24 protein-coding genes are annotated in these 23,908 nt (G+C 66.4%); 4 read left to right on the top strand and 20 right to left on the bottom strand.

Annotated elements, in window-relative coordinates:
* The first annotated feature begins 286 nt into the window (after positions 1-286).
* Positions 287-673: a DUF1844 domain-containing protein gene (locus tag J2X98_RS01555; RefSeq protein ID WP_141940802.1), complete on the top strand. Its 387-nt coding sequence runs from the start codon at positions 287-289 to the stop codon at positions 671-673.
* A 136-nt stretch (positions 674-809) separates the two neighbouring features.
* Here the strand turns inward: J2X98_RS01555 and J2X98_RS01550 are convergent, their stop codons facing one another.
* The 8 genes from J2X98_RS01550 to J2X98_RS01515 all read right to left on the bottom strand — a co-directional run bounded on the left by J2X98_RS01550 (position 810) and on the right by J2X98_RS01515 (position 7,085).
* Positions 810-2,132: an MFS transporter gene (locus tag J2X98_RS01550; protein WP_307303653.1), complete on the bottom strand. Its 1,323-nt coding sequence runs from the start codon at positions 2,130-2,132 to the stop codon at positions 810-812.
* 59 nt (positions 2,133-2,191) lie between these two features.
* Entirely contained in the window at positions 2,192-3,076 is an 885-nt protein-coding gene (locus J2X98_RS01545; RefSeq protein WP_307303651.1) for an SseB family protein, read from the bottom strand.
* Positions 3,077-3,092: 16 nt separating this feature from the next.
* Entirely contained in the window at positions 3,093-3,839 is a 747-nt protein-coding gene (priA, locus tag J2X98_RS01540; protein ID WP_141940799.1) for a bifunctional 1-(5-phosphoribosyl)-5-((5-phosphoribosylamino)methylideneamino)imidazole-4-carboxamide isomerase/phosphoribosylanthranilate isomerase PriA, read from the bottom strand.
* Positions 3,840-3,897: 58 nt separating this feature from the next.
* Complete coding sequence (locus J2X98_RS01535) at positions 3,898-4,056, bottom strand: hypothetical protein (RefSeq protein WP_174237484.1); 159 nt, start codon at positions 4,054-4,056, stop codon at positions 3,898-3,900.
* Entirely contained in the window at positions 4,057-4,824 is a 768-nt protein-coding gene (gene hisH / locus J2X98_RS01530) for an imidazole glycerol phosphate synthase subunit HisH (protein WP_307303647.1), read from the bottom strand.
* Positions 4,821-5,447, bottom strand: coding sequence for an imidazoleglycerol-phosphate dehydratase HisB (hisB, locus tag J2X98_RS01525; RefSeq protein ID WP_141940797.1), 627 nt, complete (start codon positions 5,445-5,447; stop codon positions 4,821-4,823). The genes hisH and hisB overlap by 4 nt, the downstream gene beginning before the upstream one ends.
* Before the next feature lie 61 nt (positions 5,448-5,508).
* On the bottom strand, positions 5,509-6,627 hold the full coding sequence (locus J2X98_RS01520) for a histidinol-phosphate transaminase (RefSeq protein ID WP_307303645.1): 1,119 nt from the start codon (positions 6,625-6,627) through the stop codon (positions 5,509-5,511).
* A 107-nt stretch (positions 6,628-6,734) separates the two neighbouring features.
* Positions 6,735-7,085, bottom strand: a complete 351-nt coding sequence (locus J2X98_RS01515; protein ID WP_141940795.1) for a LysM peptidoglycan-binding domain-containing protein — start codon at positions 7,083-7,085, stop codon at positions 6,735-6,737.
* 351 nt (positions 7,086-7,436) lie between these two features.
* Here J2X98_RS01515 and lexA point away from each other — a divergent pair, with 351 nt between their 5' ends.
* The gene (lexA, locus tag J2X98_RS01510) at positions 7,437-8,171 is read left to right on the top strand and encodes a transcriptional repressor LexA (protein WP_307303643.1); all 735 of its coding nucleotides are present in this window, start codon (positions 7,437-7,439) and stop codon (positions 8,169-8,171) included.
* A 71-nt stretch (positions 8,172-8,242) separates the two neighbouring features.
* Here lexA and J2X98_RS01505 read toward each other — a convergent pair whose 3' ends face one another.
* Positions 8,243-10,303, bottom strand: a complete 2,061-nt coding sequence (locus J2X98_RS01505; RefSeq protein ID WP_307303642.1) for an ATP-dependent DNA helicase — start codon at positions 10,301-10,303, stop codon at positions 8,243-8,245.
* Entirely contained in the window at positions 10,296-11,876 is a 1,581-nt protein-coding gene (gene hflX / locus J2X98_RS01500) for a GTPase HflX (RefSeq protein ID WP_141940792.1), read from the bottom strand. Before hflX ends, J2X98_RS01505 begins: the two co-directional genes overlap by 8 nt.
* Before the next feature lie 434 nt (positions 11,877-12,310).
* On the opposite strand from hflX, the gene J2X98_RS01495 reads away from it, so the two are divergent.
* Positions 12,311-12,934: a class I SAM-dependent methyltransferase gene (locus tag J2X98_RS01495; protein ID WP_307303639.1), complete on the top strand. Its 624-nt coding sequence runs from the start codon at positions 12,311-12,313 to the stop codon at positions 12,932-12,934.
* On the opposite strand, the gene dapF is transcribed toward J2X98_RS01495, so the two are convergent.
* The 6 genes from dapF to J2X98_RS01465 all read right to left on the bottom strand — a co-directional run bounded on the left by dapF (position 12,906) and on the right by J2X98_RS01465 (position 18,462).
* Positions 12,906-13,850 carry a diaminopimelate epimerase gene (dapF, locus tag J2X98_RS01490; RefSeq protein WP_307303638.1) on the bottom strand — a complete coding sequence of 315 codons (945 nt, stop codon included), beginning with the start codon at positions 13,848-13,850 and terminating at the stop codon, positions 12,906-12,908. The two genes, J2X98_RS01495 and dapF, sit on opposite strands and share 29 nt — an antisense overlap.
* Positions 13,851-13,900: 50 nt before the next feature.
* Positions 13,901-14,797, bottom strand: coding sequence for a tRNA (adenosine(37)-N6)-dimethylallyltransferase MiaA (gene miaA, locus J2X98_RS01485; protein ID WP_141940789.1), 897 nt, complete (start codon positions 14,795-14,797; stop codon positions 13,901-13,903).
* Between the two features lie 3 nt (positions 14,798-14,800).
* Complete coding sequence (gene miaB, locus J2X98_RS01480) at positions 14,801-16,360, bottom strand: tRNA (N6-isopentenyl adenosine(37)-C2)-methylthiotransferase MiaB (RefSeq protein ID WP_307303636.1); 1,560 nt, start codon at positions 16,358-16,360, stop codon at positions 14,801-14,803.
* A gap of 3 nt (positions 16,361-16,363) precedes the next feature.
* Positions 16,364-16,864 carry a regulatory protein RecX gene (locus tag J2X98_RS01475; RefSeq protein ID WP_307303716.1) on the bottom strand — a complete coding sequence of 167 codons (501 nt, stop codon included), beginning with the start codon at positions 16,862-16,864 and terminating at the stop codon, positions 16,364-16,366.
* A 120-nt stretch (positions 16,865-16,984) separates the two neighbouring features.
* On the bottom strand, positions 16,985-18,040 hold the full coding sequence (recA, locus tag J2X98_RS01470) for a recombinase RecA (protein WP_141946226.1): 1,056 nt from the start codon (positions 18,038-18,040) through the stop codon (positions 16,985-16,987).
* 197 nt (positions 18,041-18,237) lie between these two features.
* Entirely contained in the window at positions 18,238-18,462 is a 225-nt protein-coding gene (locus J2X98_RS01465) for a DUF3046 domain-containing protein (RefSeq protein ID WP_141940786.1), read from the bottom strand.
* Between the two features lie 41 nt (positions 18,463-18,503).
* On the opposite strand from J2X98_RS01465, the gene J2X98_RS01460 reads away from it, so the two are divergent.
* Positions 18,504-19,034 (top strand): MarR family winged helix-turn-helix transcriptional regulator, encoded by a 531-nt coding sequence (locus J2X98_RS01460; RefSeq protein ID WP_141940785.1) that lies wholly within the window; start codon positions 18,504-18,506, stop codon positions 19,032-19,034.
* A gap of 108 nt (positions 19,035-19,142) precedes the next feature.
* Here the strand turns inward: J2X98_RS01460 and J2X98_RS01455 are convergent, their stop codons facing one another.
* From J2X98_RS01455 to J2X98_RS01440, 4 genes are all read right to left on the bottom strand, one after another.
* Positions 19,143-19,595: a helix-turn-helix domain-containing protein gene (locus J2X98_RS01455; RefSeq protein ID WP_018771597.1), complete on the bottom strand. Its 453-nt coding sequence runs from the start codon at positions 19,593-19,595 to the stop codon at positions 19,143-19,145.
* 166 nt (positions 19,596-19,761) lie between these two features.
* Positions 19,762-20,241: a CinA family protein gene (locus tag J2X98_RS01450; RefSeq protein ID WP_141940784.1), complete on the bottom strand. Its 480-nt coding sequence runs from the start codon at positions 20,239-20,241 to the stop codon at positions 19,762-19,764.
* On the bottom strand, positions 20,238-20,879 hold the full coding sequence (pgsA, locus tag J2X98_RS01445) for a CDP-diacylglycerol--glycerol-3-phosphate 3-phosphatidyltransferase (protein ID WP_307303634.1): 642 nt from the start codon (positions 20,877-20,879) through the stop codon (positions 20,238-20,240). Before pgsA ends, J2X98_RS01450 begins: the two co-directional genes overlap by 4 nt.
* Positions 20,880-20,896: 17 nt before the next feature.
* A complete protein-coding gene (locus J2X98_RS01440) occupies positions 20,897-23,788 on the bottom strand; it encodes an FtsK/SpoIIIE family DNA translocase (protein WP_307303632.1) in 2,892 nt (963 codons plus the stop codon).
* Between the last annotated feature and the right edge of the window lie 120 nt (positions 23,789-23,908).

Here is a 23,908-nt window from a genome sequence, read left to right as displayed (position 1 = left end):
GCCTCAAACAGGTTGGCGAAGCGAACCCGCATGGGGTGCATCTGCACAAACCGGCAACTGCCGGGCTGTGCCAACCAGGTACCCGGCAACCTTACGTCCCCCTGGGTTCCAAAGGAACACCTGGGACAGCGGCTGACGCGGGTGGGAGAGAACTCCGCTTGCAAACTGGATGCTATTCTACAGAAAAAATTCCCGTCAGCGTTGTGATGCGCTGTTGGGAACCTGATCGTTTTGGGACAATCCCTGAAATAACGACATCCAGTCGGTCTGTGTCAAGCTTACCAGTATGAGCACCTCAGACAGTAATTCGTACGTTTTCGAGCCCGGCGACGCAGGCCCGGACGTTTCACAACAGATCCGGGACATCTCGGAGGTCCCTGCCATCGAGGTCATCACCACGGCCGCCGTGCACCTGATGAGTGCAGCCGCGGTGAAGCTTGGCCTCGCCGCCGAAGACAATGCAGCCGAGCTGAAGGACCTGGACGAGGCCCGGAAACTGATCACCGCGCTGGCAGGCCTGGTGACGGCAGCAGCCCCCGAAATCGGCTCCCAGCACGCCGGACCCTTGCGCGATGGCCTGCGCTCCCTCCAGCTGGCCTTCCGCGAGGAATCACTGATTCCGGACGCCCCGGGCAAGGGCCCGGGTGAAAAGTACACCGGGGCAGTGAACTAGGGACAGACTCCCCCACGCAGCGCCCGACGGCGGGACGGCCTTTTGCAGGCCGTCCCGCCGTCGTCGTTTCCCCGCGGACATTCCCGCGGCTCATCCATTGTTCCGTAACTGCCCTTTAGCCGGGTCAAAACGGCAGTTACGGAGCGATCGATCCGGTGGTACAGGCGGCAGTTTTGCGGCGTCGCTGCTGGAGCGCCAGGCCCACAAGGCACAGCACTACCCCCGCGGCGCCGACGGACACGAAGCCGCCGGAAGGGCCCATGACGTCGATGAACACCCCGGCCAGCGGTGAACCAAGGGCAACACCGGCAGTCAGGGCAGAGCCGTACCACCCCATGGCTTCTCCGCGCCGCTCTTCCGACACGAGGTCGGCCACTTTCTCGGAGGCTGCGGAGAGGACGGGCGCGCACAGCAGGCCCGGCAGGACGGAGATGAAAGCCAGCGTCCAGGTGTCGTGGGCGAAGGCCATGGGCAGGGTCAGCGCTGCCATGCCAAGCAACAGGATGACAGGCGGGACGGGCCGGTGCATGGCGCCGTAAACCAGGCCGCCCACCACTGACGCCGCGCACCAGAACACGAAGACGATGCCTATTTCGCTCTGGTGGCCCCCAATTTCCAGGGCGGCGACAATGCCAACGTCCGTGCCGCTGAGGACCATTCCGGCGCCTGCGGCAACGGCAAAGAGTGCCGCCACCGGTGTGGTGAACCAGGACAAACCACCCCCCGGCCGTCCGTGCAGGCCATCCTGCCCAGCGGAGGCGGCCGCCCCGGCGGGGGCGAGGTCCGCGGCTGCTCCCTGCACATGGCCCGGAGCGGTGGACAATACCGCTGCTTCCGCGGCACGCTGCTCATCTTCCACGCACTCAAGGGTTTGAGCCGGGCTGCGGGTGGGCGGGTTGAACCACATGAGGAGCAGCCCTGCGAGGGACGTGGCCACTCCCACTACGGTCAGTCCCGCGGTGGTGAATCCGCTTGTGGCCACGACAGCACCGGCGGCCGGGCCGATCATGAACACCATTTCGGTGGTGATGGCATCCAGGGCGAAGGCGGTGCGGCGCTGCTCCCCTTCGGCCAGGACGCCCAAGGACTGCCGGACCACACTGAAGATAGGCAGGGTGAGGAGACCGCCGACGAAGACCAGCGGAAGGAGCCATTGGTAGGACACATGCGGCACGATGGACCAGATCACGGTCTCCGAAACCACTGACGGAATGAGCGCGGTCCGCAACCCCACGGTGTCCACGCGACGGCCCCGCCACGGCGCGCCGAGGGCAATGCCGATGGTCATCACAGCCGCAGCAGCACCGGCCGCGGCATAGCCCTGGCCCAGGGTCAGGACGATGTGCAGGGTGAGCAGCACCCCGGCAGCCGAGTGTGGAATACGGGCAATCATGCCCACCAGCAGCAGCCAGCGGATGGGCCGGACGGCGAGCAACTCCCGGTAGAGAGCGAAATTCACGAAAGCGGTCCTTCAGGGCGTGCCGCAGCACTGGCGGGGATCACCCATTCGGCTGCCGGCTAATCGGGCGCGCGCCTTAGTTTGATCTCCAGGGAATCGACGCGCTCCCCAAACAATACATTCCGCGACCACTCCGCCTGCAGGCCTGCCACCAGTTGCTGGACCGCGCCGGCGTCCAGTCCGTCCGCGAGGTACAGGACCACCTGGAGCTCCGGCCCGGCGCCGCCGCCCGGAATGATGGAGCCGTCCGCGGCGCTGCACGCCACTCCCCTGCCGGGCAGCAGCTCGATGCCGCGGATGGCGGTGAAACGGGAGGCGGCCCGGCCCATCTCACCCGCCAGCTCCTGGTCAGTGTAGGAGGGAACCCAGCCATGCTGCTGGGCGAGGGCCCAGACTCCGGGACGGCGGACCACGAACGTCACCTCGGCGCCCGGGTCCAGGACCAGGAGTTCGGCACCTTCCGCCACAGCCGAGAGGGCCGCCCGCGCGGCGTAGACAGCCACGGGCCGGGCTTCGGGATGCCAGGCGGCCAACGCTGCCGCAGACGTGAAGGCGGGCAGGGCGATCCTGCCGTCGGCGGCCTTCAGGGTCACCAACGCCATGTCCGCCTGTTTGTCCCCATGCAACCCGCGGTCCGTTTCCACCTCTTCAGCAAGCTGGGCCACGATGGGAATGAAGACCCGGGCGGTAGCCAGCGAGGCCACCACGCCTGCCTCATCGCCCCTTCCCTCCCTGAGCGCGGCTACCGCGGCGAGGTAGCCGGCGTCGGCCCTGCCGTCGTCGTCCTCAAAGTTGTGGATCTTCGCGTCATCCCCGGCGAGGCTGCGCCCGGACCAGGGCTGGCCCGCGGAATCCGCGGCGCCGCCGGCACCGGCCAGCGCTGCGGCGATGTGTCCCGGCAAGTGCCGGGCTGCCGGGCGTTCCGGCTCGTCGACGTCGGGCATGGTTGAGTGGGCCGGCCTAGCGGCGGCCGGCGACGTCGAGGGCTTGGGGCAGGGTGAAGGCGCCTGCGTAGAGGGCCTTCCCCACGATGGCGCCCTCCACGCCCAAGGGGACCAGCGAGCGGAGGACCTTGAGGTCGTCGAGGCTGGAGATGCCGCCGGATGCCACTACGGGTTTGCCGGTCTTTTCCACCATCTGGCGCAGGAGTTCAACGTTCGGCCCCTGGAGGGTGCCGTCCTTGGTCACGTCGGTGACCACGTACCGGGCGCAGCCTGCCTCCTCAAGACGGCCCAGGACGTCCCACAGGTCGCCGCCTTCCTTGGTCCAGCCGCGCCCGGCGAGGGTGGTCCCGCGGACGTCGAGGCCGACGGCGATCTTGTCACCGAAGCGGTCGATGGCCCTCGCCGTCCACTCCGGGTTCTCCAGTGCGGCGGTTCCCAGGTTCACCCTGGCCACGCCCAGGTCGAGGGCTGCTTCCAGGGTGTCGTCATCGCGGAGGCCTCCGGAGAGCTCCACCTTGATGTCCAGCCGGCCCACCACCTCGCGGAGCAGGTCGGCGTTGGATCCGCGCCCAAAAGCGGCGTCCAGGTCCACGAGATGGACCCACTCGGCGCCCTGCTGCTGCCAGTTGAGGGCAGCTTCAAGGGGCGTGCCATAGCTGGTCTCGCTGCCCGCCTCACCCTGGACCAGCCGGACGGCCTGCCCGTTGACGACGTCGACAGCTGGCAGAAGTTCAAGGACCGGCAGGTCGTGTGCGGTGGTCATACTCATCCTCGGTGTAGGTTCTTCAGTTCGGGCAAGGGCCGGTGTTCCGCCGGAGCGGTCAGCTGGCCGGCAGCGTCAGCAGGTAGGCGGCGAGCAGCGACATGGCCGCCAGGACGTAAAAGACAACCTGCGTCCACAGGGACTTCCGTTGCTGCCGGAACGAGATCCCGCCGCCGATCAGGATACCCGCGAGGCCCGTCAGGAGTACGGACCACATCTAGGCGCCGCTGCCGGCGTCGGTTGACGCTGCGCCGGAACCCGGCGCCGTGCCGGCCGGCCTGCGCAGCCCCTCCACCCAGTTGCGGAGCAGGCGTGCGCCGGCATCGCCGGACTTTTCCGGGTGGAACTGAGTGGCGCAAAGCGGGCCGTTCTCGACTGCGGCGATGAAAGGGGCGCCATGCTCGGACCAGGTGACCAGGGGCGGTGCCATCCGCGGCTGGATGACGTCGAAGTTCCATTCCTGCACGCCATACGAATGCACAAAATAGAACCGCTCGTTTTCGACGCCGGCAAAGAGCTTGGAGCCCTCGGGAACCTTCACTGTGTTCCAGCCCATGTGCGGAACGACTTCAGCGGGGAGGGCCTCCACTTTGCCGGGCCACTCGCCGATGCCCTCGGCTTCGGTCCCGTGTTCCACTCCGGCTTCGAAAAGGACCTGCAGGCCAACGCAGATGCCCAGGACGGGACGTCCCCCTGCAATACGCCTGCCAATGAGCCGGATGCCATCCACGGCCTTGAGTTCGCGCATCACCGTCTCGAAGGCGCCAACGCCGGGAACAACCACGCCGTCCGCGTTCAGCACGTCCTCCGGCTTGGCGCTCAGGATTACTTCAGCGCCTGCCCTTTCCAGGGCGCGCACTGCTGACCTGACGTTCCCCGAACCGTAATCCAGCACCGTGACGGTGGGCTTGCCCTCGGGGGAGGGCAGCTTTTGCGACGCCGTGGGGTCAATGATGGCCCCGTCCTTGAGGACCTGCCCGCTCACAGCGCGCCTTTGGTGGAAGGGATGCCCTCAACGCGCGGATCGGGCTCCACGGCGGCACGGAGAGCCCGGGCGAAGGCTTTGAACTGTGCCTCGACGATGTGGTGCGGGTCCCGGCCGGCCAGCACGTTCATGTGCAGGCAAATGCCGGCGTGCAGCGTGATGGCTTCGAAGACGTGGCGGGTCAGTGACCCCGTGAAGTGGCCGCCGATCAGGTGGTACTCCTGCCCGGCGGGTTCGCCGCCGTGAACAAGGTAGGGCCGGCCGGATACGTCCACGACCGCGTTCGCGAGGGCCTCATCCAGGGGCACGGTGGCCTCGCCGAACCGGCGGATTCCGGCCTTGTTGCCCAGGGCAGTCCGCAGGACTTCGCCGAAGGTGATGGCCACATCCTCCACCGTGTGGTGGACATCGATGTGGATGTCGCCGGTGGCCTTGACCGTCATGTCGATCAGGGAGTGCTTGCAGAGGGCTGTGAGCATGTGATCGTAAAACGGCACCGAGGTGTCGATGTCCGATACACCGGTTCCATCGAGGTTGATCTCCACGAGTACGGAGGACTCACTGGTGGCTCGCTCCATGCGGGCGGTCCGGGCCGCGGCCGTATTCGATCCGGTTGGACTCATGGTGAAGGATCCTTAGTGGGAGAAGAAGTGGTTCAGGGCGCCCAGCGCCGCAATATCAAGTCTAGGCGGGAAGCGCGGCCCGGCCCGCAAGGATGCGTTCCAGGGAGGTAAGGAAGGCTGTGGTTTCCGCCTCAGTACCTGCAGTGACCCTCAGGTGCCCGGGGATGCCGACATCCCGGATCAGCACCCCGGCATCCAGCAGTTCCTGCCACACCTGGTGCGGATTCTCCAGTCCGCCGAAGAACACGTAGTTCGAGTCGGACGCAGCCGGCGTGAGCCCCATCCTGGTCAGTTCGGCCACGATCCGGTCCCGCTGGGCCTTGATGTCCTGCACGTCGGCCATCAGGGCTTCGCGGTGTTCCAGGGCGGCAAGCGCGGTGGCCTGGGTGATGGCGGACAGGTGGTACGGGAGGCGTACCAGCCGCAGGGCATCGGTGACTTCGGGCGCAGCGGCCATGTAGCCAAGCCTGGCTCCCGCCAGGGCGAAGGCCTTGCTCATGGTGCGGGACACGATCAACCGCTCCCTGCCCGGCAGCAGGGTCAGGGCGCTTGGCGTTCCGTCATGGGCAAACTCGTGGTAGGCCTCATCCACGATCACGATGGCCTGGCTGTCCGTGCCGGCCTCGTAGACGGCTTCCACAACGTCCAGCCCCAGTCCGGTGCCGGTGGGGTTGTTGGGCGAGCAAAGGAAGACGATGTTCGGCTGCAGTTCCCTGACCTGGCGGGCAGCTGACTCTGCGCTGAGGTCGTAGCCCTCGCCGCGCTCGCCGGTGATGTACTGGGTGTCGGTTCCGCTCGCGAGCAGGGGGTACATGGAGTACGTGGGCGGGAAGCCCAGCGCGGTCCGGCCGGGACCGCCAAAAGCCTGGAGAATTTGCTGAAGCACTTCGTTGGAGCCGTTGGCTGCCCACACGTTGGATTCATCCAGGCCGTGTCCAAGGTATTCCGCCAGAGCCTTCCGAAGCTTGGTGAACTCGCGGTCCGGGTAGCGGTTGAGCCCTGCAGCGGCCTCCGTAACGGCGGCGCTGATGGCGGCGCGGACGTCAGCCGGAACACCATGGGTGTTCTCATTGACGTTCAGGAGGATGGGGACGTCCAGTTGGGGCGCCCCGTAGGGGGTGAGGCCGCGAAGGTTGCTGCGGAGGGGAAGCCGGTTCAGACGTTCTAGCTGGTCGTTCACCTGAACAGTTTAGTTGCCTCGGCGACGACCGGAAAATGTGACGGTTCTCCGCCCTCCCCGGCGCCCCACCGCGGCCCAGGCAGGCCTCGCCCGAAAAAGGCGCATACTCAACGGGTGGGGACGAACAACTGCTGGCCAGGCAGCACGGACCCGGCCCTGAGGTTGTTGAGCTGGACGATGTCCGCCACGACGTCCCTGGCGTCCCGGTCCGGTGCCACCGCACTGGCAATCGCCCACAGGGACTGTCCCGGCTGCACGGTCACGGTGAGCGTGGGCGTGACCGCCAGGTCTGAGGCCGAATCAGAGGCCTTGGCCGGCGAATGGAAGATGCCGGCCAGGGACAGCAATAGCACGGCAATGACAACAAGCGGGACCCCAATCAGGACGATCCTGCCCCGTCGCGTTAGCCGCAGGGGTGCTGACGGGAGTGAAACCTGGTGAAGAGATATAGCTGACATGAACTGAGCCCTCCTGGACCTGCCGTGCTGCCCGGGTGTTCTTCCGGCGCCTGGGGATCCGGGGTACGGGCGGAAACTTTTCCGGCCACATCTTCGAATAACTGGCGCATCGGTTAGAACACGTGTTCGAACTTGCTTGATTCAGTTTTAGCACTTATCAACGAACATTGTCGAGACTCGCTAGAACAAATGTTTGAAAAAGCAGTGTGGCTGGCCTAGCTTTGAACCAGAGAACAACCACCCCTGAAGTTGAACAGCAGGGTCTGACAATGACAGTGGGAGTCCTTCCGGGCGGCGCTGCAGCACAGCAAAAGCGGAAGAACCGGCGGCAAGCGAAAGGCATCGGCGAATATGGCAGCAGCAGCCGCCGGGGGCAGGACCGCCCCGCAATCCAAGAGGACCGCCAAGGGGCTGACACCCCGGCAGAAAAAGATCCTCGAAACCATCCAGCGCTCAGTGAATGAGAATGGGTATCCGCCCTCCATGCGGGAAATCGGCGATATCGTGGGATTGGCAAGCCTGTCGAGCGTCACCCACCAGCTCTCGCAATTGGAGAAGCTGGGTTACCTCCGGCGCGACCCCAAACGGCCGCGTGCCATGGAAGTACTGATGCCCCTCACCCTGGACGGCGGCGGCAAAGCGGCCGGCACGTCCCCCGCACCCCAGGCTGCATCGGGCGGCGCCACCGTGGCTGAACTACCCACCGCACTCGATACGGCGATGGTCCCGCTGGTGGGCCGGATTGCTGCCGGCGGACCGATCCTGGCTGAACAACTCGTTGAAGACGTCATGCCCCTTCCCCGCCAACTGGTTGGTCAAGGTGAACTCTTCATGCTGAGGGTGGCCGGTGACTCCATGGTGGACGCGGCCATTTGCGACGGTGACTGGGTGGTGGTCCGGCGGCAGGCTGACGCTGCCAACGGCGACATCGTTGCTGCACTGCTCGACGACGAAGCAACCGTCAAGACGTTCCGGCAGCGCGACGGCCACACGTGGCTGCTCCCCCAGAACACCCAGTACGAACCCATCCTGGGCGACCACGCCACCATCATGGGCAAGGTCGTCTCGGTCCTGCGCTCCCTCTGACTGTTCGGGGAGCCGGCTGTTCCTGCGACGCTCCACCGGGCACTGCAGGAACCGTCTCCGGGCTCCCGCAGCTACCTCGACGCGTCGGCGCCCAGCCGGCTGAGCGCCGCCAGCGCCTTGCTGCGGTCGTTAGTTGCCCAGAACGGCGGCAGGGCGCCCCGGAGAAAACCGGCATAGCGCTCGGTGGCCAGCCGCGAGTCCAGCACGGCCACCACACCTTTGTCCCCCGTTGACCGGATCAGCCGGCCGGCGCCCTGCGCCAGCCGGATCGCGGCGTGTGTGGCCGAAACAGACATGAACCCGTTCCCGCCCGCCTGCGCCACTGCCCGCGACCGTGCCGTCATCAGCGGATCATCCGGCCGCGGAAACGGAATTCGGTCGATTACCACAAGGCGGCAGGAGCCTCCGGGCACGTCGACTCCCTGCCACAGGGACATGGTCCCGAAAAGGCAGGTATCGGGCTCATCGGCGAACTGCTTGACCAGGGCGGTCATGGTTGACTCGCCTTGGCACAGGACCGTCACGTCCAGCCTCGGCCGCAGGGCGTCCGCTGCTTCTTCAGCCGCCCGGCGGGAGGAGAAGAGGCACAATGCGCCGCCGCCCGATGCCTTGATGAGCGCTTCCAGTTCCTCCAGCGCCTCCGGAGACACGCCGCGCCCGGGTTTGGGCAGGTGGCCGGCCACGTAGAGGATGCCCTGTTTGGGATAGTCGAAGGGCGACCCGACGTCCACGCCCTTCCAGCTTGGCGCCCCCTCACCCAGGAGGCCCAGTCCACCCGCCGCAGGTTCGAAGGCCGAGCCGATCGCGAGGGTAGCGGACGTCAACACCACGGTGTGCCCCGCAAAGAGCCCTTCCCGCAACCTTCCGGCCACGGACAACGGCGCGATGTTGACCAGCACCGGCGCGTTCTCGTCCGGCGGCGAGTATCCCTGTCCGGGATCGAAGGTGCTGGCGCGGGAAAACCAGACCACTTCCCGGTTTTCCCTGGCGGCGATAAGCCGCTCGCACAGTTCCAAAATAAGCATGAGGCGGGACCGCGCGAGCTGCCGCCCGCCGTCGGCTGTGCTGTTGCTGTCCCCCTTGGAATCGGACAGTGCGGCCCGGCACGCCTCGCGCAACTGGTCCACGCAGTCAAGCTGCTCATCGTTCAGGCCGTTGGGAAGCAAGCCGCTTGGCGCCCCGGCGAGTGCCAGCTCAAGATTGGCGGCGGCCGCGTTCAAGGCGTCAACGGTGATGGCGGTGTGCTTCCGGGCGCCGGCAGCGGCAGCGTGGACCATGGCGACCGAGAGTTGCCCCGAGACTGCGCCGGTCACCCGGTCCTGCAGTTCGTGCGCTTCGTCAACCACCACGACGTCGTATTCAGGCAGTACTGCGAGTCCCTCGAAAGCGCTGACGGCAAGCATGGCATGGTTGGTCACCACCACGTCCGCCTCGGCCGCGTCCTGCCGCGCCAGTTCACTGAAACACTCTGCGGCCAAGGGGCATTTCTGGGCGCCCAGGCATTCCATGGACGTCACGGAGACCTGGCGCCAGGCCCGGTCGGTCACACCAGGCAGGAGCTCGTCCCGGTCGCCGGTGGTTGTCTTCTCTGCCCACTCGCGGAGCCGCACCACTTCCCTGCCAAGCTGCGACGACGGGCCCCCAACGGCAGCGGCGAAGTGCGGAACGCTGGTGTCCTCACCCAGTGAGAAGAGCTGCCCTTCCGACGGCTCCTCGGAGGGGAAACCGCCTTCGAGCTTGTGGCGGCAAACGTAATTGGACCGCCCTTTGACCAAGGCAACCTTCACGGGCCGCTCCAGCGCCGGCGTGATGTTCTTCAACAGCCGCGGCAGGTCCCTGCCGACAATCTGCGTCTGCAGTGCCAGCGTGGCCGTGGACACCAGCGCCGGTTTGTTGCTTTCCAGGGCGTGGGCAATGAGCGGCACCAGGTAAGCCAGCGATTTGCCGGTGCCGGTGCCGGCCTGGACCAGCAGATGGTCTCCTGTTTCGATGGCCCGGGCCACCTGCCGCGCCATCTCATGTTGTCCGGCGCGGCTCTGTCCGCCCATGCCGGCAACAGCCCGGTCGAGCAGTTCGATGACGAACTGCTCGCCGGGCGTCCCTGCCGCGTCGCCCGCCGCGGCCTCAGTCATTGACGGCGAATGGTTCCAGTTCGGACGCCAGGCCCTCCCGGACCTTCACCGCAGTCCTGGTACCTGCCTCGATATGGTCCACGCTCAGAATCTCGGCATCGGACTGGTGGAGCTTGCTGATCAGGTCTCCGCGGTCGTACGGGATGAGCAGGTCCATCTGGACGGACGGCCGGGGAATCGATTCGCTGATGAGCTTCAGCAGTTCGGGGATCCCCTCACCCGTACGGGCTGAGACCACCACGTGCCGCTGTTCGCGCTGCTTCAGCCGCTCAACGACAAAGGGATCAGCTGCGTCGGCCTTGTTCAGGACGATGATCTCCGGCACCTTGCGGGCGTCAACTTCGCTGAAGACCTTACGGACCGCTGCGATCTGCCCCTCCGGATCAGGGTGCGAAACGTCCACCACGTGCAGGATCAGGTCCGCGTCCGCCACCTCCTCGAGGGTGGAGCGGAAGGCCTCCACCAGCTGGGTAGGCAGGGAACGGACGAATCCAACGGTGTCCGCCAGGGTGTAGCCCAGGCCGTCGGGAGTCTCCGCCTTTCGGACGGTGGGATCCAGCGTTGCGAACAGGGCGTTCTCCACAAGGACGCCGGCGTCCGTAAGCCGGTTGAGCAGGGAAGACTTGCCGGCGTTGGTGTATCCGGCGATGGCCACGGAAGGCACTTCATTACGACGGCGGTTGGCCCGCTTGGTCTCCCGTGCCGGCTTCATCGCGGCGATCTCGCGCCGCAGTTTGGCCATGCGGGTACGGATTCGTCGCCGGTCCAGTTCGATCTTGGTTTCACCGGGGCCGCGGGAACCCATGCCGGCAGCTGCGCTGCCCACCTGGCCACCAGCCTGGCGGGACATCGATTCGCCCCAGCCGCGGAGTCGGGGAAGCAGGTATTCCAGCTGCGCCAGCTCCACCTGGGCCTTGCCTTCGCGGCTCTTTGCGTGCTGCGCGAAGATATCCAGGATCAGGGCCGTCCGGTCGATGACCTTGACCTTGACGATGTCTTCAAGGGCACGCCGCTGGGAGGGGGCCAGTTCGGCATCCACGATGACGGTATCGGCGCCGGTGGACATGACAATGTCCTTGAGCTCCTGAGCCTTGCCCGAGCCCAGGAAGGTTCCGGGGTCCGGCTTGTCGCGGCGCTGCACCAGCCCGTCGAGGACTTCCGAGCCCGCGGTTTCGGCGAGGGCGGCCAGCTCACGCAGCGAGTTTTCGGCGTCGGCAAGGGTTCCCTCGGACCAGAGCCCGGCTAGCACCACCCGCTCAAGGCGCAGCTGGCGGTATTCGACCTCGGTGACGTCCTCCAGTTCTGTGGACAGCCCGGCCCGGCGGCGCAGGGCGCGCCGTTCCTCAAGGTCCTGCTGGTCGCCGTCGTACGTTGAATGTTCTTCGTCGAGGCGGGAAATGGCCTGGGCCCTGCCGAGCACCGCTTTTCCATCACCGCTGCCCTCACCCCGGGGCGTGCTGACATTCTTGGCCGGTACGTCCTTGGCGAGGATCCGGTCGATAACAGCCTGGATTTCCTGCGGACTCATGTCCTGGGCGGCTGGATCGGAACCGGTATTGGGCTGGCTGGTCATGGTCTCCTTTGAAGATTCGGCACTTCCAGAATAATGCCGATTGGTTGGAAGTTGGAATGAATTCGCGCTGGGCTGACGGCCTGCGGTCATGCAGTTCTCCTCTTTGATCTGCTGCCGGCTGCGATGCCGGGGCGGGGATGCCGCCGGACGACGGCGGCAGGGCTGGAAAAGGCCGGAGAATGGCGGAAATGCAGCGGGAAGCTGGCTTTCGAGTATTGTCCGGCGGCCGGGCAGACGGAGTGGTCTGGCCGGTGCGCAAGCGGAAGGCGTGGAAACCTGCGTCGCTGCGGGACGGGCTGTCGCTGGAGGACAGGCTGCGGGACGGGCGTGGCCCGTGCCGGCTACTCGAAGATCAGGAACATGCCTTTCAGCGTAGCAGAGGGCCTCCTGCGCGGTTTCCCTTTACGCTGCAAGGGGAACTACTCTGGCCAGTTATGGAGTCCGCACACTATTTCAGCACGTCCCCCGCCGGCCCCTTCACCCGAAAGCCGCTAACCGTCGACCTGGCCGGTGAGACGCGCAGGCTCCAGACCTCCACGGGCATCTTCAGCCCGGACGGAATCGACAAGGGAACCGCCGTCCTCCTGGCCGAGGTCCCGGACCCGGCTCCCCAGGGCAACCTGCTGGATATCGGGTGCGGCTGGGGTCCTATCGCCCTCACGATGGCACTGCGTGCACCGGGGTCGAAAGTCTATGCCGTGGACGTCAACGAGCGCTGCATCGCATTGACGAATGACAATGCGGCTGCGCTGGGATTGTCCAACGTGGTCGCCAGCACTCCCCAGGCCGTGGATCCGGGCCTCCGCTTCGATACCATCTGGTCCAATCCGCCCATCAGGATCGGCAAGGATGAGCTGCACGCCCTGCTGAAGCTGTGGCTTCCGAGGCTGGCTGACGGCGGCACGGCATGGCTGGTGGTGCAGAAGAACCTTGGCTCGGATTCCCTTCAGCGCTGGCTCGCCGCCGAGCTTGACGACTCCTACTCCGTAACCCGGGAGTCGACGTCCAAGTCCTTCCGGATCCTGAAGGTTATGAAAGCGTCCCGCTTGCCACAATGACAGCGGGACCGCTGAGTTCCACGTGCTCGTGACCGCCGGGGCCGGCAAAGAACTTCACGCCCACCACCCCGCCCGGAACATGGACGCGCCAAGCGTCGGGGGCTTCCGCGCCGGCCCAATGGCGGATGGCGACGGCGGCAGCGCAGGCACCTGTTCCACAGGACTGGGTCTCCCCCACCCCGCGCTCGTGCACCCGCATGGTCACCGATCCCACGCCGTCATGGACCAGCGGCTCGGCGGGAACCACGAACTCAACGTTGGTTCCGTTTGCGGGTACCGGATCGACTTTTGGCGCGGTGAAAAGCCGGGTGCCTGCGAGCTCGGACAGTTCGGCAAGAGCCACCACGGTGTGTGGATTGCCCATGCTGACGGACAGCGCGGGCCGGGCAACCTCCAGCCCTTCGGCCGTGACCAGCGAGTCCATGGCCTTGGCGCTGGCTTCGCCGGGGAAGATGAACTCCCAGGGGCCCATGTCCACCGCGTAACCGTCCCCGGTACGGACCACGGTCTTGACCCCGCCGCGGGTGCCGATGGTGAGCGATCCGCCGTCGGGCAGGTCGATCAGGCCCTCCGTGCGGAGGAAGTGAACGAAGACCCTCACACCATTGCCGCACATTTCGGACAGCGATCCGTCAGCGTTGCGGTAGTCCATGAACCATTCGGCGTCGGGAACGCCGGCGAGCAGTTCGCGGCCCTCCGGCAGGAAGCGGGACGGCACGGCCCGGATCAGGCCATCCGCGCCGATGCCACGGTGCCGGTCGCAGAGCGCGGCGGCCTGCTCTGCGCCGATAACGTGCGTCCCTTCCGGATCGGCTACCAGGACAAAGTCGTTGCCGGTGCCGTGCCCCTTGGAAAAGCGGAGCCCGCTCAACGTGTGCAGGGCGGATCCGGGAGTTTCTGCGGGGGTAGCATTCATGGTCCCAAGCGTAGCGGCGGATGCTCCGGGGGCCGAAACCGGCGTACGCCCTAGGCGCACAGCCGTGCCGCCTTTCCGGGCAGGTCCGGGTCCTGCCAGTCCAGCCAGGTGATGCGGGGGTCGGCGCGGAACCATGTCAGTTGGCGTCTGGCGAATTGCCGGGTGGCGACGATGGTTTCCTCCGCGGCGTCAGCAACCGTTGACAGGCCGTCCGCGACCCGCAGGAACTGTGAGTAGCCAAGTGCGCGGGAAGCTGTCTTGCCTTGGCGCAGGCCCCGGGCGTCGAGCCGCCGGACCTCGTCCAGCAGGCCGGCGTCAACCATCCGGTGCACGCGCGCTGCCAGCCGTTCCCGGAGTACCTCCCGGTCCACGGCAAGGCCCACCTGGGTGGCCGGCTGATAGTACTCCCGCCGCGGCATGAACGAGCTGAAAGGCCGGCCGGTGAGTTCCTGCACCTCCAAGGCCCTGATGATGCGGCGAGCGTCGGAAACCCTTTCCGCGGACACCGGGTCCACAGCCCTGAGCCTGTCCAGCAGCGCGGCGGTTCCACGTTCGGCGTGCTCCGCCTCCAGCCGGGCGCGCAGCCGGGGATCCGTGCCCGGGAACTCGAGGACGTCCAGGGCGGCCCGCACGTAGAGCCCTGAACCGCCCACCAGGATGGCCCGCTTGCCGCGCGCATGGATAGCCCCGATGGCTTCGCGGGCCTGCTGCTGGAAGTCCGAGACGCTCGCCTCCTGGGTCACGTCCAGGATGTCCAGCAGATGGTGCGGGATCCCCTTGCGTTCGGCCGGACTGATCTTGGCGGTGCCGATGTCCATTCCGCGGTAGAACTGCATGGCATCGGCATTGATGACCTCACCATCCAGTTCCAGGGCAAGATTAACGGCAAGGTCGGACTTTCCGGAGCCGGTAGGACCGACGACGGCGATGACGGGCGGGGCAGCCACCTGTCAGCGGGCGCGCAGCGGCAGTGAGGGCATGCCGAGGGACACGCCCTTGGCTCCGGCGCCCGAACCGGAAGCAGGGGCTCCGCAGGAGTCGGCCTGGGACCTGTCCCAGGCGTCTCCGGCGCGCGACCGGCGCAGGCTGTAATCCTCAAGCGTCGGGTCGGCCACCAGATGGAAGGCGGCGGCCTCCGTGACGGTCACGGTCACAAGGTCCCCGGGCCGGGGTGCGGGTGCTCCGTCAGGAACCGAGAAGTGCACCAGCCGCTGGTCCTGGGAGCGGCCGGACAACCGGTGGGTCTCCTCCGACTTCCGGCCGGACTGCGCCGTGACCATGACCTCGAGCCGGCGGCCGAGCTGCTTCCGGTTTTCCTCCGCCGCGATGCGGTCCTGCTGCGCAGTGAGCCGTTCGAACCGTTCCTGGACCACGGCCTTGGGCAGCTGGTCCGGCAGGTCGGCGGCGGGCGTACCGGGGCGCTTCGAATACTGGAAAGTAAAGGCGGTGGCAAAACGCGACTTTTCCACGACGTCCAGTGTTGCCTGGAAGTCCTCTTCGGTTTCGCCCGGGAACCCGACGATGATGTCGGTGGAGATGGCCGCATGCGGGATCTGCTCCCGGACCTTGTCCAGGATTCCAAGGAACTTGCTGGACCGGTAGGAGCGCTTCATGGCGCGGAGGATACGGTCCGAGCCGGACTGCAGCGGCATGTGCAGCTGCGGCATCACGTTGGGCGTTTCGGCCATGGCGGCGATGACATCATCGGTAAACGCGGCGGGGTGCGGGCTGGTGAAGCGGACGCGTTCCAGCCCCTGGATGTCCCCGCAGGCACGCAGGAGCTTGGAGAAGGCCTGGCGGTCGCCGAACTCAACACCATAGGAGTTGACGTTCTGTCCGAGCAGCGTGACTTCGATGGCGCCGTCGTCAACGAGCGCCTGGATCTCCGCAAGGATCTCCCCGGGCCGGCGGTCTTTTTCCTTGCCCCGAAGTGCCGGCACGATGCAGAAGGTGCAGGTGTTGTTGCAGCCCACGGAGATGGACACCCAGCCGGAGTAGACCGAATCACGCTTGGTGGGGAGTGTGGATGGGAAGACGTCCAGCGATTCCAGGATCTCCAGCTGGGCTTCGTTGTTGTGCCGCGCCCGGTCCAGGAGCGCGGGGAGGGCCCCGACGTTGTGGGTACCGAAAACGGCGTCCACCCAGGGGGCCTTCTTCAGGATGGTCTCGCGGTCCTTCTGGGCCAGGCATCCACCCACGGCGATCTGCATGCCGGGGTTGGCGGCCTTCACAGGGGCCAGGATGCCGAGGTTTCCGTACAGCTTGTTGTCGGCGTTTTCCCGGACAGCGCAGGTGTTGAACACCACGACGTCGGCATGTTCGCCTTCCGCGGGGACGTAGCCGGCGGCCTCGAGCATGCCGGACATCCGCTCCGAGTCGTGGACATTCATCTGGCAGCCAAAGGTGCGTACCTGGTAGGTGCGCGGCTGTTCGTCTCCGGAGCGCGGAACGGCCCCGGCTTCGACGGAGGGGGTGGCGCCGGATTGGGGGGAAGGAATGGTCAAACTCACCCGTTAAGGGTACCGGCTTTGGCCGCCCTGTTGGTCGGGGTCCAGTTGGGAATCGAGGACCTCGTTCACGATCCGGAACGCCTGGGACGGCTGGTAGCCCTTTCGTGCCAGCATGGAGGCCAACCGCCGGACGGCCTTGTCCCGTTCCGTGGGATCGGACAGGTCCGTCCCGGGCCGGAGCTTGCGCTCGACGAGGCCACGCGCCGCGGATGCCTCGTCGGCGTCGGTCAGTTGTTCCAGCGCTGACGCCGCGGTTTCCTGGTCGATGCCTTTTTCGGCGAGCTCGCGACGGAGGGCACCCTTGGCCAGCTTCCGCGACTGGGACCGGCTCCGGACCCACATGTCAGCGAATTCGGCATCGTCGATGAGGCGTACCTCCTGGAACTTGTCCAGCACCGCCTCTGCCACGTGCTCCGGAACATTCCGTTCGGCCAGTTTCCTGGCCAGCTGCAGCCTGCTTTTGGGCGACGCTGTGAGCTGCCGGTACACGATGGCCTGGGCCACAGTGTAGGGGTCCGGCTCCGCATCGACCACCTGCGGATCCTCGGGCGCGGAAAAGCCGTCCGCCGGCCCTGTCGGGAGGCCGGCGGAGCGGGCTTGCCGGGAGCGTGATCCAGCCAAGGGCTAGAACCCGTCGACGGCTTTCAGCTTCGGCGCATCCTTGGAGTCGTCTTCGGCGGGCTTTACGCCAACGCCGAGCTTTTCCTTGATGAGGCGTTCAAGTTCCGCGGCAAGCTCCGGGTTGTCGCGGAGGAACCGGCGGGAGTTTTCCATGCCCTGGCCGAGCTGGTCCCCGTCATAGGTGAACCAGGAGCCGGACTTCTTGATGATGCCGTGCTCGACGCCCATGTCGATGATGCCGCCTTCGCGGGAGATGCCCTGGCCGTAGATGATGTCGAACTCGGCGACCTTGAAGGGCGGGGCCATCTTGTTCTTGACGATCTTGGCTTTGGTCCGGTTGCCGACGGAATCGGCGCCCTCTTTGAGGGTCTGGATCCGGCGGACGTCGATGCGGACCGAAGCGTAGAACTTCAGCGCCTTACCACCGGTGGTGGTTTCGGGGGAACCGAAGAAGACGCCGATCTTTTCGCGGAGCTGGTTGATGAAGATGGCAGTGGTCTTGGTCTGGCTCAGGCGCCCCGTGATCTTACGCAGCGCCTGGCTCATGAGCCGCGCCTGGAGGCCAACGTGGCTGTCGCCCATGTCGCCTTCGATTTCAGCGCGGGGCACCAGGGCAGCAACGGAGTCGATGACGATAATGTCCAGCGAGCCCGAGCCCACCAGCATGTCCATGATTTCCAGGGCCTGTTCGCCTGTATCCGGCTGGGAGACCAGGAGGGCGTCCGTGTCCACGCCAAGCTTGGCGGCGTAATCCGGGTCAAGGGCGTGTTCGGCGTCGATGAAGGCGGCGATGCCGCCGGCGCGCTGCGCGTTTGCCACCGCGTGCAGGGCCACGGTGGTCTTACCGGAGGATTCAGGGCCGTAGATCTCGATGACGCGTCCGCGCGGGAGTCCGCCAATGCCAAGGGCGACATCCAGCGCGATGGAACCGGTGGGGATGGTTTCGATCGGGGCGCGGACTTCGTCACCCAGGCGCATGACCGAGCCCTTGCCGAACTGCTTGTCAATCTGGGCCAGCGCTGCTTCCAGCGCTTTTGCACGATCCGGGGCTGCCGCCATGGTTGACACCTCTAATGCTTTCTCGATGGTGGCCTTCGCGGCCGTTGTGTTGGTCATCTCTGACGCTAAGGGGACCCACTGACATTCCGGCCGGCGCACGACGGCTATGTGGATAAACCCAATGAAAAAAGCATAGCGTTATCCGAACAGGTATTCGAAGAGTCCAGGTCCTGCGGCGTGTCCGACCGGGGGCGCCGCTAGTCCCGCCGTGGTGCGATGTCCCGCCCCAGCCGCCGCTCCGCCGGCACGTCCTGGACATCGCAGACAGCAAGCCAGACCTTCCGCGGCTCGACGCCGGCGGCCAGTGCCTGGTCCGCGGTCCGCCCACCTACGCCGGCAAGGACCAGGGTGCTGCTCAGCACGCGGGAGTACCCCGCGCCGAACTCGTCATCCATCAGACGCCAGTACTCGCTGATTCGCATCGGTAAATCCTCTCATGATTGGGAACCATAGAATTGTTGCCATGAGTACTCCCCCGGATGTCCCGCCGCGGCAGGATGCGGACGGCGATGCCGCCGATACAGCACTGCAGAACGTCGAACACCAGATCAGCCTCTTCTGGCGCCGGGCTCGGGCCATTTCCAACCAGCTGTCACGCGAGGTCCACCCTGACATGGAGCCGGCAGCCTACGGCCTCCTGACGGTTATCCGCAGGGAGGGACCCATCCGCCTTACCGAGCTCGCCATGAACATCGGTGTGGGCAAGCCCTCAGTGAGCCGCCAGATCGCCTTCCTGGAGGGGCTGGGGCTGGTGTCCAAGGAAGCGGATCCGCTGGACCGCCGGGCCCAGTCCATCCGGCTGACGCCCAAAGGCGAGGAGAAGATGCACCAGGTCCAGGACGCCCGGCGCCAAGTGTTCCAGGAGCGCCTGCGCGAGTGGCCGGTGGAGGACCTGCAGGAGCTGGCCCGCTACATGGCAAAGCTGAACTCCACCTATGAACGTGACGGCTTCCTGCGGGAAGCCGCGCCCGCATCGCCGGCCCAGGAGGCATAGAAGAACAGCAGGAAAGCGTACAGCAGGAAGCCCCCGGGCTGGTGAGTTGCTCACCAGACCGGGGGCTTCGTGCATTGCAGGGACCGCCTGTGCGGCGGCTGCCTGCCTTTAGCGGGCTCCGGAGAGGAGGCCCGTGGAAAGTTCGTCGTTCAGTTCAGTGTTGAGGTCGCGTTCCAGGTCACGGCCGTAACGCTGGGAGAATTCCTGCGGGACGGTGTCCGGAACGGCCACGCCTTCGGCTACTGCCACGCGGTCGCTGACCTCGCGGAGCATGCTGGACAGTGGAACATCCAGTGCCGAGCAGATCGAGGACAGGAGCTCCGACGATGCTTCCTTCTGGCCGCGCTCCACCTCGCTGAGGTATCCCAGGGAGACGCGGGCGCTGTGCGAAACTTCACGGAGCGTACGCCCCTGACGCTGGCGGACATCGCGCAGGACATCACCGATTTCGTGACGAAGTACTACCATCTTGCGCTCCTTCTGTTCGCTCTTAGCCTGTTCGGCGAGGCCCACATCCTTCCAGCGGACAACGCCGTTTACGGATACGGGCTGCTTTACCATCTGTATCGCCTTGCTCCCTCATTGGTCAGGTCCGCCGCGGGGCGGACCGTCGTGGTCATTTCATCCTAGGCGCCCCCGCTCTCCGGAAGCGACACAATGTAATAACTAATCGGTACCGGCTTTTGTTCCCGCCAACTTTACGCGCGGTAACTTCGGCGCCGGAACGTCAGGAGGACAGGGCTTCGAGAAGCCGCTCCAGGGCTGCCGCGCAGGCACTGGCGCGGATGTCGGGCCTGGTGCCAGTGAAGGTATATTCAAAGCCTGCCGCTCCTGCGGCTGTGGCGACTCCGATGTAGACGCGTCCTACGGGCTTGCCGTCGTGGGCGTCAGGGCCGGCCACGCCGGTGGTGGAAATCCCGACGTCGGCGCCCAGGGCTGTGCGCGCACCCGCCGCCATGGCCCGGGCGACGTCGGGGTCGACTGAGCCCACGCGGGCCAGCAGCTCGGCGGGCACGTGGAGCACGGAATCCTTAACCGAGTTCTGGTAGGCCACCACTCCGCCCTGCAGCATGCCGGAGGCGCCGGGTGTGTCCGCAAGGACCGCGGACACCATTCCCGCCGTGAGCGACTCAGCAGTGGCAACAGTCTGCCCGGACTCCAGCGCCTTCCGGACAGCATCCCCGGCCAACTGGTGGAGGTTGCTCATGCCTGTTCCTGCCCTTCCGTGGTCCGGGCCTGCCTGCCCTTCGCGCGGAGGCGCAGGGCTTCAATAACGTATTCCACGCCTGTCCACAGCGTGATGGCCACGGCAGCCATCATGACTGCGAATGCCACCCAGGACATCCACGGGGCGAATGATCCAAACGGCAGAAGGTAGAGGAAGATTGCCGCGGTCTGCACCACGGTCTTAAGCTTGCCGCCGCGCGAGGCAGGAATGACCCCGTACCGGATCACGAAGAAGCGCAGGGCCGTGATGCCCCATTCCCGGACCAGGATAACCAGGGTGGCCCACCAGGGCAGCTCCCCCAGCAGGGACAGCATCACCAGCGCCGAGCCGGTGAGGAGCTTGTCCGCGATGGGGTCGGCAATCTTGCCGAAGTCGGTGACGAGGTTGCGGCTCCTGGCGATGTCGCCGTCGAGCTTGTCCGTATAAATGGCGACGGCGAAAGCCGCCACCGCGGCCCAGCGCCAGGGCCCGGAGGTGCTGTGCAGCCCCGGCGCGTCGGCCACGAGGAACCACACGAAGAACGGGACCAGCGCGATGCGGATCATGGTCAGGACATTGGGAAGGTTCCAGACCCCGGCACGGCCCTGGCCGGCGGCGGTTGCATCGGTGCTAGTCACGTTTCTAGGCTACCGGCCTAGCGCCCGGTGAGGGACCATGCGTCTTCGGAGCCGTCGCCGTCGTCGCCGTAGCCGCCGGGCGCTGAGTCGGAGCCGTCGTAATATTCGACGTTCTGCTTCCGCTGGTTCAGGTCGGCGGCCACCAGGTCTTCGGCGTAGCCGCCCTGGGCGATGTTGGCGTTGGCGTTGTCGCTGAGCGCGGCGGTCTGCGAGTCAGGCGCTGCCGGGGCTTCCTGGCCCTTCATGGCGGCGAGGACGGCGGCGAGGTCATCCGGTTTGACCAGCACGTCGCGGGCCTTTGAGCCTTCGGACGGACCCACCACGCCGCGGGATTCGAGCAGGTCCATGAGCCGGCCGGCCTTGGCGAACCCGACGCGGAGCTTGCGCTGGAGCATCGACGTGGAGCCAAACTGCGTGGTGACCACGAGTTCCGTGGCCTGCAGCAGCACGTCGAGGTCGTCCCCGATGTCGTCGTCGATCTGCTTCTTCTCAGCTTCGGGCGCCACGTCGTCGCGGTAGACGGCCTGGAGCTGTCCCTTGACGTGCTCCACCACCTTGTGGATCTCCGATTCCGAGACCCAGGCGCCCTGGACGCGCATGGCTTTGGAGGCGCCCATCGGCAGGAACAGGGCGTCACCCTGGCCGATGAGCTTCTCAGCACCGGGCTGGTCGAGCACCACGCGGGAGTCGGTCACGGAGGACGTGGCGAACGCCATGCGGGAGGGTACGTTGGCCTTGATCAGGCCGGTGACGACGTCCACGGACGGGCGCTGGGTGGCCAGCACCAGGTGGATGCCGGCGGCACGCGCGAGCTGGGTGATGCGGACGATCGAGTCTTCAACGTCGCGCGGTGCCACCATCATGAGGTCAGCGAGTTCGTCCACGATCACCAGCAGGTAGGGGTAGGGCCGGATGACGCGCTTGGAGTCCACGGGTGGGTGGACCTTGCCGGCACGGACCGCCTTGTTGAAGTCGTCGATGTGCTTGAAGCCGTAGTTGGCGAGGTCGTCGTACCTGGCGTCCATTTCCCGCACCACCCACTGCAGCGCCTCGGCGGCCTTCTTGGGATTGGTAATGATGGGTGTGATCAGGTGCGGGACGCCTTCATAGGCGGTCAGTTCCACGCGCTTGGGGTCCACCATGACCATTCGGACCTCGTCCGGGGTGGCGCGCATCAGGATGGAGGTGATCATCGAGTTTACGAAGGACGACTTACCGGCGCCGGTGGCACCGGCCACCAGCAGGTGGGGCATCTTGGCCAGGTTGGCCACCACGTAGCCGCCCTCCACGTCCTTGCCCACGCCCATCACCATGGGGTGGTCCGTGCGCCGGGCGTTCTGGCTGCGGAGGACGTCGCCCAGCGAGACGGTTTCGCGGTCCGTGTTGGGAATCTCGATGCCGATGGCGGACTTGCCTGGGATGGGGCTGAGGATACGCACGTCGCTGGAGGCCACGGCGTAGGAGATGTTCTTGGACAGGGCCGTGACCCGCTCCACCTTGGTGCCCGGTGAGAGTTCGATCTCGTAGCGGGTGACGGTGGGACCGCGGCTGAAGCCGGTCACGGTGGCGTCGACGTTGAATTGCTGCAGTGTATCGGTCAGGGCAGCGACGACGGCGTCATTGGCCTCCGTGCGCTCCTTCGGGATCGAGCCGGGAGTGAGATAGTCCGAGGCAGGGAGGGTGTACGTGACGTCGCCGGCGAGCGAGAGCTGCTCGGTGCGCTGCGGGATGGGGACGGGCGGTGGGGCGGGTGCCACGGGGTTGGAAGGAACAGTGGGCGCGGCCGCGGGCTTGCCGGGAGCAGCGGCACCGGGGATGACCAAGGGGATGGCCTCCGTGGCGTTCTCCGCGGGCGCGGACGCGCCGGCGCCCAGGCCCTGGGCGGCCTTGATCTTTTCGACGGCGATCTCCGCCTGGGTGGGCCGCCGCACGCCGGGAGCCGGCCGGGCAGGTTCCTGCTCGTCGTCGTCAATGACGGCGTGCTCGAAGGCCTCGTCCCCCACGTACCCGTCCAGGCCGGCGCCGGGCTCCTCATCCTTGCCGAAGAGCCTGCGCTTCTTTTTCTTCGGTGCAGCAGGCGGCGTCCGCTCCAGGTAGCTCCGGTCATGGGTTTCCCCGCGCCGTTCATCGTCATCCATCAGGTCGATGCCCATGAGGTGCTCGTAGGCCCCGCGGAGCCGCCGCGGGATGGCCGTGAACGGGGTGGCCGTGATGATCAGCAGCGAAACGAAGGCCAGCAGGGAATAGAGGGCCACGGGCACGGCGGGATGGATGGCGGCCAGCGGCGTGGCCGCCAGGAAGCCGAGCATGCCGCCTGCTTTGCGGAGTCCATCGAATCCGTCGGCCACGGTGGGCTGGCCGCCGAGGATGTGTGCCAGCCCGCAGCCGGCGAACGTCATGATCAGGAAGCCGATCCCTACCCTGTTGTTGCCGCGGCCGTCGGAGGGCTGCCGGAACAGCCGGAAGGCGCAGACGAAGAGCATGAGCGGCAGCAGCAGGGAGATCCAGCCGAAAGTGCCGTTCACCACGGCGTAGACGGCATCCGGGAACCAGCCTTTCAGGCCCCACCAGGCAAAGGTGGCGATGAAGACACCAAGGGCCAGGTTGAACAGGGCGGCACCGTCGCGGCGTTCGTCAGAGGGGAGGTCACTGACGTCATGGCCAATGCGGCGCACTCCCCCGCCCACCAGGTGCCCCACTCCCAGCCAGGCTCCGCCCACCACGCGCAGCAGCCAGGGCTGGTGGTGTTCGACGGCGGGAAGCTGGCGGGTGCGTGCGGTGGTTGATGACCCGCCACGACCTGCCTTGGCGGCGGTGGTCCCGGCTCCGCGGCCGGTGGAGCTCCCGGACCTGCTGCCGGAGCTGCCCCTGCCGGTACCTTTGGGCGCGGAAGTAGTACGTGTGGCCATAGTAGCCACGCTACCGGAAACACCCGGTGATTCCGGGGATATCGGGCTTCCCGGGCCAGCCCGGCGGGATGCGCGAAGGGCCCGGTTCGAGGAGAACCGGGCCCTTCGACAGAGCACGTT

Origin of the sequence: Pseudarthrobacter enclensis, assembly GCF_030811655.1 — a bacterium.
GTDB lineage: Bacteria > Actinomycetota > Actinomycetes > Actinomycetales > Micrococcaceae > Arthrobacter > Arthrobacter enclensis_A.
The sequence above is the reverse complement of the archived record's forward strand: the minus strand, read 5'-3'. Positions and strand labels throughout refer to the sequence as shown.